The organism is Streptomyces sp. NBC_01450, assembly GCF_036227505.1.
GTDB lineage: Bacteria > Actinomycetota > Actinomycetes > Streptomycetales > Streptomycetaceae > Streptomyces.
Map to the genome: position 1 here is coordinate 4,180,039 of NZ_CP109480.1, position 14,394 is coordinate 4,194,432.

Here is a 14,394-nt window from a genome sequence, read left to right on the forward strand (position 1 = left end):
ATTTTTCTGACCGTTGGTGGCAGGAGATCTTCCACCTGGGCCGACTGCGCATTCCGACAACGATCGCCCGGTCGTTCTCGCATCGACCGGCCGGTCATTCGGACACCCATCGGCCGGTCATTCCCGCACCGATCGGCCGGTCACCCGACGTCGAGACGCAAGAGGTCCTCCTCCGTCTCCCGGCGGACGATCACCCGGGCCTCGCCGTCGCGCACGGCGACGACCGGCGGGCGCAGGGCGTGGTTGTAGTTGCTGGCCATGGACCGGCAGTAGGCACCCGTGGCGGGTACGGCGATGAGGTCGCCGGGGGCCAGGTCGGAGGGCAGGAAAGCGTCCTTGACCACGATGTCCCCACTCTCACAGTGCTTGCCGACGACGCGGACGAGCATGGGCTCGGCGTCGGAGGTGCGCGAGACGAGAGCGACGCTGTACTCGGCGTCGTACAAGGCGGTCCGGATGTTGTCGGACATGCCCCCGTCCACGGAGACGTACGTCCGCAGCCCGTCGAGCGGCTTGATGGTGCCGACCTCGTAGAGCGTGAAGGCGGTGGGCCCGACGATGGCCCGCCCCGGCTCGACCGAGATCCGAGGCGTCCGCAGCTTCGCGGCCTCGCACTCCCGCGTGACGATCTCGCCCAGCGCCTTCGCGATCTCGTGCGGCTCACGGGGATCGTCGTCACTCGTGTACGCGATACCGAGACCGCCACCGAGGTCGATCTCGGGCAGCTCCACCCCGTGCTCGTCACGAACGGCGGCGAGCAGCGACACCACCCGCCGCGCGGCCACCTCGAACCCGGCCATGTCGAAGATCTGCGACCCGATGTGCGAGTGAATCCCCACGAGCTCGAGCCCGTCGAGCGAGAGCGCCCGCCGCACCGCCTCCGCGGCCTGTCCGTCGGCCAGCGCGATCCCGAACTTCTGGTCCTCGTGGGCGGTGGCGATGAACTCGTGGGTGTGCGCCTCGACCCCCACGGTCACGCGGATCTGCACCCGCTGCCGCTTGCCGAGGGACTGCGCGATGTGGGCGACGCGAACGATCTCCTGGAAGGAGTCGAGCACGATCCGCCCGACCCCGCTCTCGATGGCGGCGGTGATCTCCACCGCGGACTTGTTGTTTCCGTGGAAGGCGATGCGGTCGGCGGGCATCCCGGCGGAGAGGGCGGTGGCGAGCTCACCGCCGGAGCACACGTCGAGGTTGAGCCCCTCCTCGTGCAGCCACCGCACGATGGCCCGCGAGAGGAAGGCCTTCCCGGCGTAGAAGACGTCGGCGTCGTGCCCGAAGGCGGTCCGCCAGGCGCGGGCGCGCTCGCGGAAGTCGGCCTCGTCCATGAAGTACGCAGGGGTACCGAACTCCTCGGCGAGCCTGGTGACTTCGATCCCACCCACACGGACGACGCCGTCGTCCGTACGGCTGACCGTGTGCGCCCACACCTTGGGGTCGAGGGCGTTGAGGTCGGCGGGCGGAGCGCTGTAGTGGCCCTCGGTGAGGACATCGGCGTGACGGGGCCCGGCGGGGTGTGCGGAACGGCTCATTTTTCTCTCACAGACAGTCACAGATAGTCAGGGGCGCTGATGCCGAGCAGGGACAGGCCGCCGGCCAGCACCGTCCCGGCGGCTTCGGCGAGCGCGAGCCGGGCACGGTGGGCGGCCGAGGGTTTCTCGTCGCCGAGCGGCAGCACGGTGTGCTGGAAGGCGAGGAGGGCGTCGGCGGTGGTGACGAGGTGCCGGGCGAGCCGGTCGGGCGCGCGGTGCAGGGCCGCCTGTGTCAGCACGGCCGGATACCCGGCGAGGGCCCCGACGAGCTCGTCGACGCCGGGTACGTCACCGGGTACGTCACCGGGGTCGCCGGTGCAGCCGAGCGCGGCGGCGTTACGGATGAGGGCCCGGGCGCGGGCGTGCGCGTACCGGACCCGGAAGAGAGGGTTGCTCTCCCGCTGAAGCAGATGATCGACGCTGATCCGCGGCCGGTCGTGGGACGCGGGATACAGCAGGGCCCAGCGGCCGGCATCGGCACCGAGCGGGGTGGGGTCTTCGGGCGCGGGGGTGGGGCGCAGGGGGGTGGGCGTGGGGCGCGAGGGGTGGGCGTGGGGCGCCTCGGGGTGCGTGAGCTCGGTGCGCGGGGTTTCGGTGCGCGGGGGATGGATGCGCGAGGAATGGATACGAGGGGGTTGGATGCGCGGGGCATGCAGGTGCTGCACCTCCGCGCGGCCACCCTGGGCGGCCACGATCCGTACGAGCGCGTTGGCGACGACCTCGGCCCGGATGTCGTACGGGATCAGGAGCGGGACGATCTGCCCCGCGAGGACGTCGCCGTGTCCGTAGACATCACCCTGGAGCTGGATCTCACGTACGAGAGCGGCGCCCGCGCCACCCCCCAGGCGAAAGTTGAGAAACCCCGGCCCGGTGATCGCGACGTCGGCGACACCGTCGCTGCGGGTGAGGTGGGCTCGCAGGATCTCGGCGACCTGCCGTGCCGACCGCCCGGCGGGCCGCGCCAACTGCAACGCGATGTTCGTGGCGTAGTCCCCACACCCACCCGGCCCCGGCGACGTCACCACCGCCCGTACCGGCACGACCACGTTCAGCTCCCCCTCGTCCACGGCACAGCGCACCGCGCGCAGCACGGTACGGGAGAGCTCGACGGGGGTCACGGGACAAGCCTAGGGGAGGAGGGGGGTGGGTAGGCGAGTCGGTTTAACAAGGGTCCGGGATGTGGACGGGCAGAGGGAACGGCCCCACTGACTGACTCACGGCAACGGCCCGATCACCCGGCCGACGCGCCAGACGCCCCTCCATGCCACGGACGGAGCAAGGCGACGCGACACGGACGATCTGCGGCGACAGGGACGAGGCGCGCTGACACGAACGGAGTGCGACGACAGGGTCAATGTGCGGCGAGGCGATAGGAAGCAAGTGCGGCGACGTCGCCGAAGCACGGCGGAGTCACACGACTGCCACCTCCCACGTAGGGCTCCGGACGGCCGACTGACCACGGAGCCGGGCGCCGCCGCCCCCTCAGCTCACCGGTCGGTGGCGCGGCACCCACTCAATGACCGGCGCGCTCAATGACCAGCGCGCTGAGCCTCCTCGGCACCAAGCTCCTCGGGACCGAACGCATCCCCGTCGAAGGCACCGCCGCCGCCCTCTCCAAACGGCACGCCGCCCTCACCACCCCCCCCGGCGTCCCCCGCCACCCCCGGCCCCACTCCAACTCCCCCGTCGCTCCATCAACTCCCGCACGAGCCGCACGAGTTCGGCAGGCTCGAAAGGCTTGGCGAGAAAGGCATCGACACCGACGTCGAGCCCGCTCTCGACCTCGTGCTGCGTACAGGCACTGACGATGGCGAGGGGAAGATTCCGGGTCCGGGGATCGGCACGCAGCCGGGCGGCGGTGCGCAACCCGTCGAGCCGAGGCATGACCACGTCCAGGGTCACCACATCGGGCTGCACGTGATGCACGACGTCCAGGCATTCGGCACCGTCGGCCGCGGTCACGACCTCGATGCCCTCCAGCTCGAGGTTGACCCTGATCAGCTGCCGGATGACCTTGTTGTCGTCCACAACAAGCACCCGACCGGACGCGCCTGACACAACTCGAGAGTAGGTCCGCGCCCACCGCGCCGTCCGGGTTTTCCCCACTTCCACCCCCGTGCGGGGGTCCCGACCATCCCAAGGACGCCCACTCCGGACGCCTCCCCTCCCCCTCCCCGCAACACCGCCCCGCCCCCGCATAAACCCATGCCGGTCCCCCACGAAAGAGCTGGTAGGGTTCTACCCGTCGCCGCGAACACCGCGCCCGACACGCCCCCGTAGCTCAGGGGATAGAGCAACGGCCTCCGGAGCCGTGTGCGCAGGTTCGAATCCTGCCGGGGGCACTCGCCGAGGATCAGCAGAAAGCAAGCGCTGACCAGGGCGGATGCCGACATAAAAGAGCGGGAACCAGTCTCACTGGGTCCCGCTCTTTGTCGTTGTTGCGCACTGATCGCGATAGACCTGCGATAGAGCTGCTCCCGATACGACCGATGGCACATCGCGTCGGGCGCGACACCGCTAGCGTGCAGCCCTATGAGCCACGAGACCCGGGTTGGCACCACTTTTCCACTGATGTGCCCGCATTGCGAGAAGCCGACGCTCGCCACAGTCACCAGCGAGGCCAACGGGGGCGGTGAGATAGATCCGCCGTACCTGCTGGAGCTGGCTCGGTGCGGAACTTGCCGCGACCCGTTCGTGATGATCGAAGAGGATTGGGGCGACGGGTGGGACGGAGAGCCCCTAGTCGTCTGGCCTAAGCAGCAGAGACCTCTGAGTTTCAACGTGCCCGAGGCTCTGCGTCGCGAACACGAAGAGGCACGGCAGTGCTTCTCATCCAAGGCCTATACAGCCACGGCAGTCATGGTGCGCAGAACCCTTGAGGGCGTCTGCCTCGACCAAGGCATGGCCAGCTCCGGAGGCCGCGCCAAGCCCTTGTTCAAAATGCTTGAGCAGATGAAAGACGAAGGGAAGATCGACGGGCAACTCTTCGAATGGGCTCAAGAGCTGCGAGTCCTCGGCAACCAGGGCGCCCACTTCACCGGGACCTCCGTGAGCCGTGAGGACGCCGCGGATGGTCTGGCGCTAGCTGAGGCTCTTCTCGACTACCTGTACGTGCTCTCCGCTCAGTTCATTGCTTTCAAGGCTCGGCGAGCCAAGGCCAAGGAGGGTGGTCAGGACAGTCCGTCTGAATAGACCGGTGAATGCCGGGACACCGTGCCGTACCCCAGCATTCACCGGGCCAACGTGTCACACAGGCCAGTTAAGTTCCCTTTCGATCTTCTCGTTCATAATCTCGTCCTGGCCGTAGATACACCCCTCGTACACGCGGTGGATCACCTCAGGCGAGTTGCCGACCCTCCGGGCAACCTCGGCCACGGGCACGCCAGCATTTAGCCATGTCGTGATGCAGGTGTGCCGCAGGTCGTACGGCCGCCCCCCGAGGATGGACGCCTGAAGGTCCGGCGAAAGCGCGTACTCCCGAGCGTCCCGCCACACGCGCCAGTAGGTACTGCTGCCCACGAGACCGCCCCGCTCGTTCGTGAAGAGCCGCCCATCCTTGGCCGTGCCGAACTCCTTCACGTGGGCGCGGAGCATGGCCACGAGCGGCGGGGGGATCGGGACCGGCCGGTCTTCCTTGGCCTCCCTCGACTTCAGGCCGCGCTTGTCGTGGCGCTCTCCGCTGTCTGTCCACTGCTTGCCCGACACGGGGTGCGTGTCGTGAAGCGTCAGAACGCCCCACCCCTTCTCTGGGAGGAAACAATCAGCCTTCCTGAGCCCCACAGCCTCACTCGGGCGGAGCCCCGCGAAGTACATGACCGCATAGAAGCCCACCAGGCGCCGGCCCTTCTTGCGGTCCCATGTCCCGACGTACGACACCGAGGCGAGGAGTTGAGCAGCCTGCGTCTTGTTCACGAGAACGCGGGGATCCACACGGTCCGATGAGGCACTCTTCACCTTCTTGATAGCGGTGAGTGGGTTCTCTGTCAGAAGCTTGCGCTCGATGGCGTATTCAACTGCGGTGTTGAGCGCGCGCCGACGGCGACGAGAGGTCTCCCCCGCCGCGGGGGTGCCGTCCAGTTTGAAGGAGATCCGATACTGAACATCGCGCAGAATCTTCGGGTCTTCCAGCGAGGAGACGAGAAGCGATTTCTTGGATATCCACCCGTAGGCGTCTTCAAGTTCCTCCGGTGGGTCAAGTTCGGCGTTCTTGGGAATGACCGCCCACCGGAAGGCAAGACGCAGCTCCTCCGGTGACGGCATTTTCTGTTCCTGCTCTACCAGCGCCAGCGTCACCGCGGCGAGCCCATCGGCGATGCCCTCGCGGGTCTTGGCCGCGGCGGTCGGCCAGCGCATCGCCATGTACTCGCGACAGAACGCGAGCCAGGGCAGTTCCTCACGGGCTTGCTCCGCACTGACCTCGGCCCGTACCTCGGATTCAGGCAGACCGTCCGTGATGCGGAATGCCTCGCCACGGCGCATTGCCTGCCACAGATCAGATCTACGGCTCTCTGCGAGAGCCACCGTGGCGAAGGTGGCGCTACTGACCTTTCCTCCGACTTTCCAACGGAGTTGGTAGGGGCGGGTCTTGCTCTGCGCCTTGGACACTTTCCACAGGCGGACATCGAGCGAAAACCCGTCCGGGGCCGAGCGGTTGCTCTGCTCGGCCCCGCTGTCGGTGTCCTTCGTCACGCGCTCTCCTCCAGCGTCTGGAGCCACCGGCTCAGTTCGGAGCGCCGGATTCGCACCGCGCCGTTCGGGAGCTTGATGGACTTCGGGCCCTTCTTGTACTGCCGCCAGCGGTAGAACGTCGCTCGCGGTACGCCTATCTCTTCGATCACTTCGGGGATGGTGAGCATCTCGTCGCGGGGCTTGGCCACGACTCCTCCTTGGGCGAGAGAGCAAGGGAAGGTGGTGGGACCAGCCGAGAGCCGCCACAGAAACCACGGAATACACAGAAACCCTGGATTGCAGGTCTGACCTGCGGCGATGCCGCATGGTGCGGGCCGCCACAGAAATCGCGGAAAGCTCCACAGAAATAAGCGGCCGGACCGGTGCGACCGGTGCCCGGTTATTTCTGTGGCTTCTCGGTTCGTTTCTGTGGCAGCGCACCACGGGCCTCTGACAGGGCCGTCTGTACTGGTCAGGGGCTTGCCGGGGGTATTTCTGTGATTCTGTGGTTTCTGTGGCGGGGTCAGGCGGTCTGGTCGGTCAGGCGGGGGTGGACCAGGTAGCGGGGGGAGGGCGGCCGTCCGCGTCCTCCGGTGCGATGGACGGCTTGGGCGCGCACGTAACCGTGGTCTTCCAACAGGGCCAACACGGGGTCTAAGTCGTTGGCGGTGCGGAACTCGGAGCGGGAGAGCTTCACCATCAGGTCGCGCTTGCTGACCTCGCGCCACCCGTGGGTGCGCAGGGCTTCCAGCACGGTGCGGGCCCGCTCGACGATGCGGTCGGCGCCCATAGAGTCGAACGCGGCAAGGCTGTGGCTGATGAAGTACTCGGCCAGCGCGATTGCATCCCGCACGATCGCTTCCGCCACGGGCACGGTGTGCCCTTTGGTGAGGTGCTCGGCGAGGTGCAGCAGGGCGGCCATGCGGGCAGTAGCGCCGACCAGCTTTCCGCCCCAATCGCCGATCTGCCCCATGATGCCGCCGCGAGCTTCCAACATAGGTTCCACCCGCGCCTGAAAGGCGGTGAGGGTGGCGACCGCCTCGGGGGTGAGCTGGATGACGGCGGGGTCGGTCCACTCAGCGAGGAACAGCGTCAGGTCGAGGACGTGACGCCGGTAGGTCTCCATGACCTGATCGGGGATGGGGTCGGGTTCAATCTTGCGGCGGCCGACCAACGACTCAGGAACCGAGTAGAGGAACCTGCCGAGCAGACCGCGACCTTTGAACCCGTCCTGCCGCCCGATGTCGTCCAACACTTGCGGCTGGACGCACAGGCCCATGGTGAGGGCGGGGTGTTCGATGTATTCCTCGCGGGTCTGCCGGTCGACCTTGAGCCGGTCTCCGGCGTGGCCTTTGAGGAAGACGCCCATGTTGGGCTTGCCGGAGTAGCGTCCGGCGATGATGTCGAAGATGTCGCCTTCCGCGGACATGACGGCGATCCGGCCGCCCTGCTCCGCCATCCGCGAGGTGACCGTCTCGGCGGTGGTGTCGTCGGCGAGCAACTGCGGTTTGGCCGGCACGGTGACGCCGTCCGCGGTCTGCGCCAGCGCGATTGCGGTGGAGACCATCTCGTCCCTCTCGTCCGCGCTCGCAGAGGCCGCCTTCGCGGTGGCCTTATCGGCCGCTTCCTTGGCGAGGCGGGCAGTCATCTCGGCTTCCACGATGGCCGGTTGGATCAGCGTGCGTAGTTGCTGTTCGGCCTCGTACAAGGGGTCGGTGAGCAAGCCGAACACGGCGGACTTCCGGTTGGCGGGCGGCAGTGAGACGACGACGTAGAGGTTGGTGGGCTCGCGCCAGTGCCCGCGCACCTGCACCACCGACCGGCCGCCGGCCGCCGTGGCAAGCACGGACAGGGCGATGCATCCGGCCAGGTCGACGGGGGTCTGAGTCTCCTCGGCGACCGCGGCCACGAACTCCCGCAGCCAGCCCGGCAGCGAGCCCACGGGGAACGCGGTGAGCTTGCGCGGTCCGGCGAGGGGAACGGGGTCCTCCCACACGGGCGCGGGCGGCTCTTCCAGGGCGGACAGTCCGGCCCACAGGTCGGGACTGTCCACAGGCTGTGTGGTCATGAGACTGCCCTCCCTTCGAGGGGGCTCAACAGCGTGCACAAGGTGCGGTGTTGTTCGTGGATCTTCACGAGCACGGTGACGGCGGCGCGGCCGGTGGCACTCTGGTCGTGGCCGCAGGCGCACCACGAGCGGCCGGAGGGCGTGACCGTCCAGTCCGGGGGTGCGGTGATACGCAGCCATGCCACCGGGCGGCGGCCGTCACCTTGCTGCGGGTCAGAGCCAAGGGCAGTGCGGACGCCTTCGGCGACGTCCTTTCGGTCGCCTACGGCCGCCCGTGACGGGCGTTGTATGGCGTTCTCAGGATCCTTGGGGGAATTGGCGGTAACGGTCATGCGGCGCCCCTCTCGACTGCGTGGAGGCCGTTGGTGACCGCGCGTTGGGCGTAGGGCTCGGGGACGCCGACGGAGACGGCCGCGGCGATGATCTGCCACCCGATGGCGTCCAGCCCGCACGGTCCGGGGCACTGCGTGTGCTGGCCTCCGAGGAACCGGGCGACGCCGAACGCCTGTGAGGCGGCGCCGGATTCGGTGCGCGAGCGCACCAGGGCCAGTCCCCGTTCCAGGCCGGTGCGGATGTACTGCTCGGTGTGACGGCAGCCGGTGGCCACCGCCCGCTCCCACGTGACGCCCGCGGGAAGGGAAAAGACCACCTCCCCCGGGGGAGGGGTGGTCTCTTCCTTCACGACCAGGGCGAGGACGGCGGGCGGCAGACCGGTCATGGTGCCGGTGCCGGGACCGAGCCACCGGGCGTACTGCATCCGGGACTTGATGTCCACGCCCGGCCGCACCGCGTTGGCCGACTGCATGACCCCGCGGTAGATCCAGTGCTCACCGCGGGTCGTCGGAACGATCCGCGTGGCGGGCAGCGTCTCCCGCGCCCATACGACCGCCTGCGTGTTGTCGAGGTCCACGACGGTCAGCCCGGCGCCTGCGGGGTGGTAAGCGACGGCCGCAGCCTGCCGCCATGCCGGCGCCCATGCACGGGAGGCGATCATGCTGAGGTCGGCGGTCGCCGCGGCCCAGGCGTGGCACACGGCCGGGCAGCGGCAGGTGCCCGCGCTCTTCATGTGGGGGCGTCCGCCGCAGGCGCCGCCCTCGCACGCGCGGCAGTTGCCGAACGGGACCTTCCCCAAGCGCAGGGGCAGGACCGGCACGCCCGCTGCGCCGAGGTCCAGGGCGGTCCGCAGGTGGTGCCCGGCCGGATTCACGCTGCGAGGCATCGTGGTCTTGCGGTCATGGGTCATGCTGGAGGTCTCCTGTTTCTGTCGAAGGGACGGAGAACCGGGGCGGTCGCGGTCTTTGGCGAGAGGCGGCCGCCCCGGGCGTATTCAGGCTTCGGTGGTGCTGTCGTAGCCGAGCGGCGCCAGGGCGCTGTGGCCCCGGTCCAGGTACTCGGCGAGGGTCTGCGCGGTGATCGCGGCGGAGGCGAGGGCGGAGCGGGCCTCGGCGAGGTGGTCGTCCGGTGCGCCGTAGTCCGCGGTGACGGCACCGGTCTTGGCGAGCCTTCCCAGGAAGTCGGAGAGCTGGTCGAAGCTCTGCGGCAGGCGCTGGGTGAGGAGCTTGAGGGACGCGACGGTCTTGTACGCGTCGCCGGGGTAGACCAGATCACCCTTGGCGCTCTGCGTGGCGTGGTTGAGGTCGCGGACGGCTTCCGCGGCTGCGTCGGAGAGTTCAACGGCGGTCCGGGGCTTGCCGGGCATGCTCACTCCTGGAAGGTGTCAGCGGCGGGCAGTTGAGGCAGGCCTGCGGTTTCCAGAGCCTTGGGGTTGAATCCGGGGAGCGCGGCGCGGGCGGTGAGTGCGGCGGCGAGGGATTCGGCGTAGGCGGCGCCGGTGCGGGCGACCTCGATCTGTGTCGTGCCGCGGATGGTCTCCACGCGTTCGACGTGGGCGCGTTCCTCGCGGCGGTCGCTCACGTGCCGTTCGTGGGCGACGCGTTCGCGGCGGTCGGTGCGCCAGTAGCGGGCGGCGAGTCCGTAGGCGCCCGCGGTGGCCACCGACCACAGCAGCAGGGGCAGCGGGAGCCCGTCGGCGTATCCGGCGACGCCCGCGAAGGCGAGCGCCCCGGATGCGGCGAACGCAGTCCCGGCGATCACGGGGTCTCCGGCGCGGCCGATGCTCGCGCACGCTCCGGCCGCGGCGGCACCGAGGGAGAGCGCGGTCATGAGTACGGCGTTGCCGATGCTGTGTTCGGCGCCGTTAGCGTTCCAGATCCGGGCGAGCGCGAGCACGGTGGTGGTAGCGAGCGCGGGCGCGGCCTTGGGGGTGGCGTGGGCGAGCCAGTGGCGCGCCACGATCGGTTCGTTCACGGCCTGCTCCTCACAGGTTGGGGAGCGCGTTGATGACGGCGCTCATGAGGGCGTTGACGGTGTGGGCGGCGCCGGTGGAGGCGAGGTAGAAGCCGAACATCACGGCGACGAACGCGCTGCCCGCGCCGAGGGTCTTGGAGCGCAGGAGCAGGGCGAGAAGGAAGCCGAAGAGCAGGACCAGGGAGAGGGTCACGGCCATGCTGGGTTGTCTCCTTTCGGTACGTGAGGGGTGGGGTCAGCGGGCGCGGCTCCGGTAGGCGCGCTGTCGGCATGCCGGTGAGCAGTAGCGGGCGGGCCGTCCGGTGGCGGCCTTCGTGATCGGGCTCTTGCACTCCGGGCAGCGCTTGCGACGCCCGCGAGTGCCGCGTGTTTCGTCACGTGTTTCGTCACTCAGTTCCGGCAGCGGCGGCGCGTCATGGGTCGTGATCTCCCACAGGGCGCGGGCCACGTTTTCGGTTCCGAGGCTGCGGCGGGGACGGCCGGGAGCGTCCCAGCCAGGGCGGGCGGCGAGGTCAGCGACCTTGCGCCAGCCTGCGGCGCGCAGGCTGGCGCCGCTTTCGCCGTCTTGGGTGTAGGTGATGGCGCGGCGGTAGCCCGCGCTGCGGGCGGTGCGCCATGCAGCTGCGTACAGGGCGGAGCATGCGTTCGTGGTGCCGTCCGTCGCTACGCGGGTGACCTCGATGGTCAGCCCGTTGTCGAGGTTGCGGTTGACGGGACGGCCCACGATGGCCACGCCGACCAGGTGGCCGTCCTGGGTGAGGACCCCCAGGGAGAACTGATGCCCCTGCGGTGGGTCGTGGTGGCGGTGGTGTTCCTCGACGTAGGCGCACGCGGCCTTCCATTTCATCGGCCGGATGTGCAGTTGTTGCGCGTGCGGTGGGGCGGTCACTGGGTGCCGGCGCGGTGGATGCGGGCGGCGCGGTTGTAGAGCCAGCGGCCGATGCGTATGCGCTTGCCGGTGGCTTGGCAGCGGCGGCAGTCCTTGCCGCGCTTCATGCGGCCCTTGCGGTCGGTCCGCATCTGGAAGCCCCAGCCGGAGCACTTGCGGCAGTTGCCGAACGGCGAGACGGCACACACCGCGATGTAACACAGCGTGACACCGAGTAGGAGGGTGATAGCGAGCAGGGCAGGGGTCATGACGGGCCCTTCCAGGCGGTTTCCAGGGTTTCCGCAGGTGGGCCGCTATCCGCTAGCGGCCTGATCACAGCAGGTTTGGGGCGCTAGCGGGGCCGCTAACGTTAGCGGGGTGTGCCGCTATCGTTAGCGGCCCCGGAGCCTCAGCCCGCGTCTCGCTTTCCGTCACGCTCCGCAATCACAGCCGTGATGTGGGCGCGCTCGACACCGCGCCGGTTGACGACCTTGCCGTCCACCCGGCGCCCCACCTGGATGGTGGCCACGCCGTGCGGCTTGAGCGCCGCGGCGAGCGCGTCGGGGTCCCACCCCGCGTACACGTCCGGCCGCAGATCGGCGAGCCGGGCAACCACCGTCTCGGACCACACCTTGGCCTCCGACGCCGGAACGACCGCGAGGACGTCGGCGAGCAGGTCGTACGCGGGTCCCGTGACAACCTCGGGGGCCTCCCCGAGCGCGTAGCCGGACAGCAGTCCGGCCTCCTCACGCACCTTGCGGGCGCGGGCGGCGATGACGTCCGCGCCGGGGCCGTCGACGTACACGGCACCGACGATCCGGGCGTCCGAGCCTTCACCGATGAAGTAGTGAATGCCCTTGTCACCCCAGGCGAACATGGTCGCCCGCACGCCCCGCTTGTAGGCGGACGTGCCGAGCACCATGTCGTTCTCGGTCTGGCCCATGACCTTCAGGCACCAGCGGGCCGACGCGTTCGCGGAGATGCCCGTGGGCAGCGACTTCGCGTCCGGGCGCTGCGTGGCCGCCAAGAACACGATGCCGGTGGCAGGACCGCGCTTGACCAGGTCGGTTGCGATCTCCTCGAACTCCTTGCCGTGCTCGGCATGCTCGAACAGCACCTGGCACTCGTCCACCGCGATCACGATCGGATGCAGCCCCAGGGAGCGCTTGTCGGCAAGAGCACTGGTCACCTTGTTCTCGGGGCAGATGTCCCGCGGCAACGAGCGGATCACCTTCACCCGGCGGCGCAGTTCCTCCCGCACCGCCCGCCAGTCGGCGAGCACGTACGCGATGCTCTCGTCGTCGTCCCCCGCGGCGTGGCGGTGGGAGACGGCGTTGCCGACCGGGTCGAGGTCGCCGGTCCCCTTCATGTCGTAGGTGTGCAGCTCCGCCCGCGGGTCCAGCGCCGCAATGAGCAGGAGGAGACGCAGCAGGAACGTCTTGCCCATCCGCGGGATGGCACCGATCACCCCGGCGATGTACATGAGGGTGACGTCGACCCAGCGTCCGCGCTGGTCGGTGCCGTAGGCGACGGGCTTGAACAGGTCCACCGTGCCTGTCTTGGCCAGCGGCCATGCGGGCTTCTTGGCCTGGTTCATGTCCTGGTCGCCGACCCACAGCACGAGGTGCCCGGTGTGCTGGTCCGGCACGGCTTCGGGCCACACGCAGCCCAGCGGGCGGCGCAGACCCGACGCGAGCCGCTCCCGCCGCTCGATGATGTCCGTCACCGTGACGCCGTAGGGGAGGTTCCCCTCGGCCCGCCAGCCGGGGCCGTCGCGGGTGATGGGGGCGGTGAACTCGAACCCGTCCCGCCCCTTGCCCTGGGCCTGGTTGATGGCGGGGATGCCGAGCGAGCCGAGCGCCCGCAGCACGATGTCACTGGTGAGCTTGACCGCCTTCGGGAGCTCCACCGCGCGGTGGATGACCGGGGCGTCCGCCTTGCGGCCAGCGACCCCGAGCGCCATCACCACGGCGCTCACCGAGACGGCTTGCAGCCAGTCGGGGGCGAGGACGTAGAGGGCGACTGCGGTAGCGAGCCCGATGAACATGGCGAGCACGCTCACGAGGGTGCGGAGTCGGACGCGTCCGTCGCGCTGCCGCGACAGCTTCAGGTACTCGGCCGCGTCCTCGCGGCGGACGGCCGCGAGTCGGACCGGTTCGCCCTCACGGTCGGCCACCCACCGCATAGTGCCACCCAGGAACTTCGCGGCCCCGGAGGGGGCTTGGAGGGTGAGGCGGGCGGCGTAGACCGGGGAGCGCAACGCGTGATAGCCAACCGAGTGCGCGTAGTGACGGGCCACCCACCCGGTGGCTGTCTTGAGCTCCGCCACGGACTTGAGCCAGAGCGGGACGACCGGGCGGCGCTGTGCGGCGAGCAGCCGACCCAGGTAGCCCGGACCGGCCGCCTTCACCGACGGCTGGTCGACCATCACCCGGACTGTCGGGTCGCCCGACTCGGTGCCCGACTGGTCGGGGCCGGAGTTGGCCGACGGGTCGGCGTCGGGTCGGGTGGTCGGGTCGGCCGACTCGGCGCGGGCGGTCCGTGCCTTGTCGAGGTCGACTACCTCGCCCCCGGAGTCGGCTCCGGAGGTGGTGCTGAGTTCGGCTTCGAGTCGGTTGAAGAGTTCGTTCTCGTCGTCGGGGTGCTTCACTGAAACGGTCCTTCCAATGGGAGGAAAGGGCGGGGTCCGGCCGTCGCTGTAGGAGGTGGGCGGACGGACCCCGCGGAAATGGCGGACGGGCGGTCAGAGCTGGTCGGGCTCCAGCGCGAAGTACAGGACCACGAAGCTGCGGGTGCCGATCTGCTCGGCGACGTGGTCCCGCAAATCGCGGTAGACCTGGGTACGGGAGACGGTGGCGTCGACCTCCGCCGTGTTGCTGAGCGTCGAGGTCTCGGGGCCGTACTGGACGGTCATGATCCAGTGCAGGCGAAGGGTCGTCGGGGCGGTCATG

General features: G+C 69.3%; 16 protein-coding genes and 1 tRNA gene. 2 read left to right on the top strand and 15 right to left on the bottom strand.

The genetic code is table 11. The features are described 5' to 3' along the window. Positions 1 to 140 precede the first annotated feature (140 nt). From lysA to OG568_RS18560, 3 genes are all read right to left on the bottom strand, one after another. On the bottom strand, positions 141 to 1,532 hold the full coding sequence (gene lysA, locus OG568_RS18550) for a diaminopimelate decarboxylase (RefSeq protein WP_329532381.1): 1,392 nt from the start codon (positions 1,530 to 1,532) through the stop codon (positions 141 to 143). Between the two features lie 17 nt (positions 1,533 to 1,549). Continuing rightward, entirely contained in the window at positions 1,550 to 2,650 is a 1,101-nt protein-coding gene (gene nrtL, locus OG568_RS18555; protein WP_329532382.1) for an ArgS-related anticodon-binding protein NrtL, read from the bottom strand. Between the two features lie 514 nt (positions 2,651 to 3,164). Continuing rightward, the gene (locus OG568_RS18560; protein WP_443077690.1) at positions 3,165 to 3,560 is read right to left on the bottom strand and encodes a response regulator; all 396 of its coding nucleotides are present in this window, start codon (positions 3,558 to 3,560) and stop codon (positions 3,165 to 3,167) included. A 242-nt stretch (positions 3,561 to 3,802) separates the two neighbouring features. Here OG568_RS18560 and OG568_RS18565 point away from each other — a divergent pair. Then, positions 3,803 to 3,874, top strand: a tRNA-Arg gene (locus OG568_RS18565). Between the two features lie 190 nt (positions 3,875 to 4,064). Next, the gene (locus OG568_RS18570) at positions 4,065 to 4,724 is read left to right on the top strand and encodes a DUF4145 domain-containing protein (protein ID WP_329532384.1); all 660 of its coding nucleotides are present in this window, start codon (positions 4,065 to 4,067) and stop codon (positions 4,722 to 4,724) included. 54 nt (positions 4,725 to 4,778) lie between these two features. On the opposite strand, the gene OG568_RS18575 is transcribed toward OG568_RS18570, so the two are convergent. The 12 genes from OG568_RS18575 to OG568_RS18630 all read right to left on the bottom strand — a co-directional run bounded on the left by OG568_RS18575 (position 4,779) and on the right by OG568_RS18630 (position 14,393). After that, positions 4,779 to 6,221 (bottom strand): tyrosine-type recombinase/integrase, encoded by a 1,443-nt coding sequence (locus OG568_RS18575; protein ID WP_329532385.1) that lies wholly within the window; start codon positions 6,219 to 6,221, stop codon positions 4,779 to 4,781. Further along, a complete protein-coding gene (locus tag OG568_RS18580; protein ID WP_101400676.1) occupies positions 6,218 to 6,409 on the bottom strand; it encodes a helix-turn-helix transcriptional regulator in 192 nt (63 codons plus the stop codon). The genes OG568_RS18575 and OG568_RS18580 overlap by 4 nt, the downstream gene beginning before the upstream one ends. Before the next feature lie 314 nt (positions 6,410 to 6,723). After that, the gene (locus OG568_RS18585) at positions 6,724 to 8,268 is read right to left on the bottom strand and encodes a YfjI family protein (RefSeq protein WP_329532386.1); all 1,545 of its coding nucleotides are present in this window, start codon (positions 8,266 to 8,268) and stop codon (positions 6,724 to 6,726) included. After that, complete coding sequence (locus OG568_RS18590) at positions 8,265 to 8,600, bottom strand: hypothetical protein (protein WP_329532387.1); 336 nt, start codon at positions 8,598 to 8,600, stop codon at positions 8,265 to 8,267. Before OG568_RS18590 ends, OG568_RS18585 begins: the two co-directional genes overlap by 4 nt. Continuing rightward, positions 8,597 to 9,511, bottom strand: coding sequence for a DNA primase (locus OG568_RS18595; protein WP_443077691.1), 915 nt, complete (start codon positions 9,509 to 9,511; stop codon positions 8,597 to 8,599). Before OG568_RS18595 ends, OG568_RS18590 begins: the two co-directional genes overlap by 4 nt. Positions 9,512 to 9,595: 84 nt before the next feature. Next, on the bottom strand, positions 9,596 to 9,967 hold the full coding sequence (locus OG568_RS18600) for a hypothetical protein (protein ID WP_329532388.1): 372 nt from the start codon (positions 9,965 to 9,967) through the stop codon (positions 9,596 to 9,598). A 2-nt stretch (positions 9,968 to 9,969) separates the two neighbouring features. After that, positions 9,970 to 10,575, bottom strand: coding sequence for a hypothetical protein (locus OG568_RS18605; protein WP_329532389.1), 606 nt, complete (start codon positions 10,573 to 10,575; stop codon positions 9,970 to 9,972). Between the two features lie 10 nt (positions 10,576 to 10,585). Further along, positions 10,586 to 10,774: a hypothetical protein gene (locus OG568_RS18610; protein WP_329532390.1), complete on the bottom strand. Its 189-nt coding sequence runs from the start codon at positions 10,772 to 10,774 to the stop codon at positions 10,586 to 10,588. 36 nt (positions 10,775 to 10,810) lie between these two features. After that, the gene (locus tag OG568_RS18615; protein ID WP_329532391.1) at positions 10,811 to 11,422 is read right to left on the bottom strand and encodes an XF1762 family protein; all 612 of its coding nucleotides are present in this window, start codon (positions 11,420 to 11,422) and stop codon (positions 10,811 to 10,813) included. A 38-nt stretch (positions 11,423 to 11,460) separates the two neighbouring features. Continuing rightward, the gene (locus OG568_RS18620; RefSeq protein WP_329532392.1) at positions 11,461 to 11,712 is read right to left on the bottom strand and encodes a hypothetical protein; all 252 of its coding nucleotides are present in this window, start codon (positions 11,710 to 11,712) and stop codon (positions 11,461 to 11,463) included. 140 nt (positions 11,713 to 11,852) lie between these two features. After that, positions 11,853 to 14,093, bottom strand: a complete 2,241-nt coding sequence (locus OG568_RS18625) for a cell division protein FtsK (RefSeq protein ID WP_329532393.1) — start codon at positions 14,091 to 14,093, stop codon at positions 11,853 to 11,855. A gap of 93 nt (positions 14,094 to 14,186) precedes the next feature. After that, complete coding sequence (locus tag OG568_RS18630; RefSeq protein WP_329532394.1) at positions 14,187 to 14,393, bottom strand: hypothetical protein; 207 nt, start codon at positions 14,391 to 14,393, stop codon at positions 14,187 to 14,189. Between the last annotated feature and the right edge of the window lies 1 nt (position 14,394).

Excerpts from the sequence above, each read along its gene's own strand:
- OG568_RS18570 (WP_329532384.1), top strand. The coding sequence starts at position 4,065 with ATGAGCCACGAGACCCGGGTTGGCACCACTTTTCCACTGATGTGCCCG.
- OG568_RS18620 (WP_329532392.1), bottom strand. The coding sequence starts at position 11,712 with ATGACCCCTGCCCTGCTCGCTATCACCCTCCTACTCGGTGTCACGCTG.
- OG568_RS18610 (WP_329532390.1), bottom strand. The coding sequence starts at position 10,774 with ATGGCCGTGACCCTCTCCCTGGTCCTGCTCTTCGGCTTCCTTCTCGCC.
- lysA (WP_329532381.1), bottom strand. The coding sequence starts at position 1,532 with ATGAGCCGTTCCGCACACCCCGCCGGGCCCCGTCACGCCGATGTCCTC.
- OG568_RS18630 (WP_329532394.1), bottom strand. The coding sequence starts at position 14,393 with ATGACCGCCCCGACGACCCTTCGCCTGCACTGGATCATGACCGTCCAG.
- OG568_RS18600 (WP_329532388.1), bottom strand. The coding sequence starts at position 9,967 with ATGCCCGGCAAGCCCCGGACCGCCGTTGAACTCTCCGACGCAGCCGCG.
- OG568_RS18595 (WP_443077691.1), bottom strand. The coding sequence starts at position 9,511 with ATGACCCATGACCGCAAGACCACGATGCCTCGCAGCGTGAATCCGGCC.
- OG568_RS18590 (WP_329532387.1), bottom strand. The coding sequence starts at position 8,600 with ATGACCGTTACCGCCAATTCCCCCAAGGATCCTGAGAACGCCATACAA.
- OG568_RS18615 (WP_329532391.1), bottom strand. The coding sequence starts at position 11,422 with ATGAAATGGAAGGCCGCGTGCGCCTACGTCGAGGAACACCACCGCCAC.
- OG568_RS18585 (WP_329532386.1), bottom strand. The coding sequence starts at position 8,268 with ATGACCACACAGCCTGTGGACAGTCCCGACCTGTGGGCCGGACTGTCC.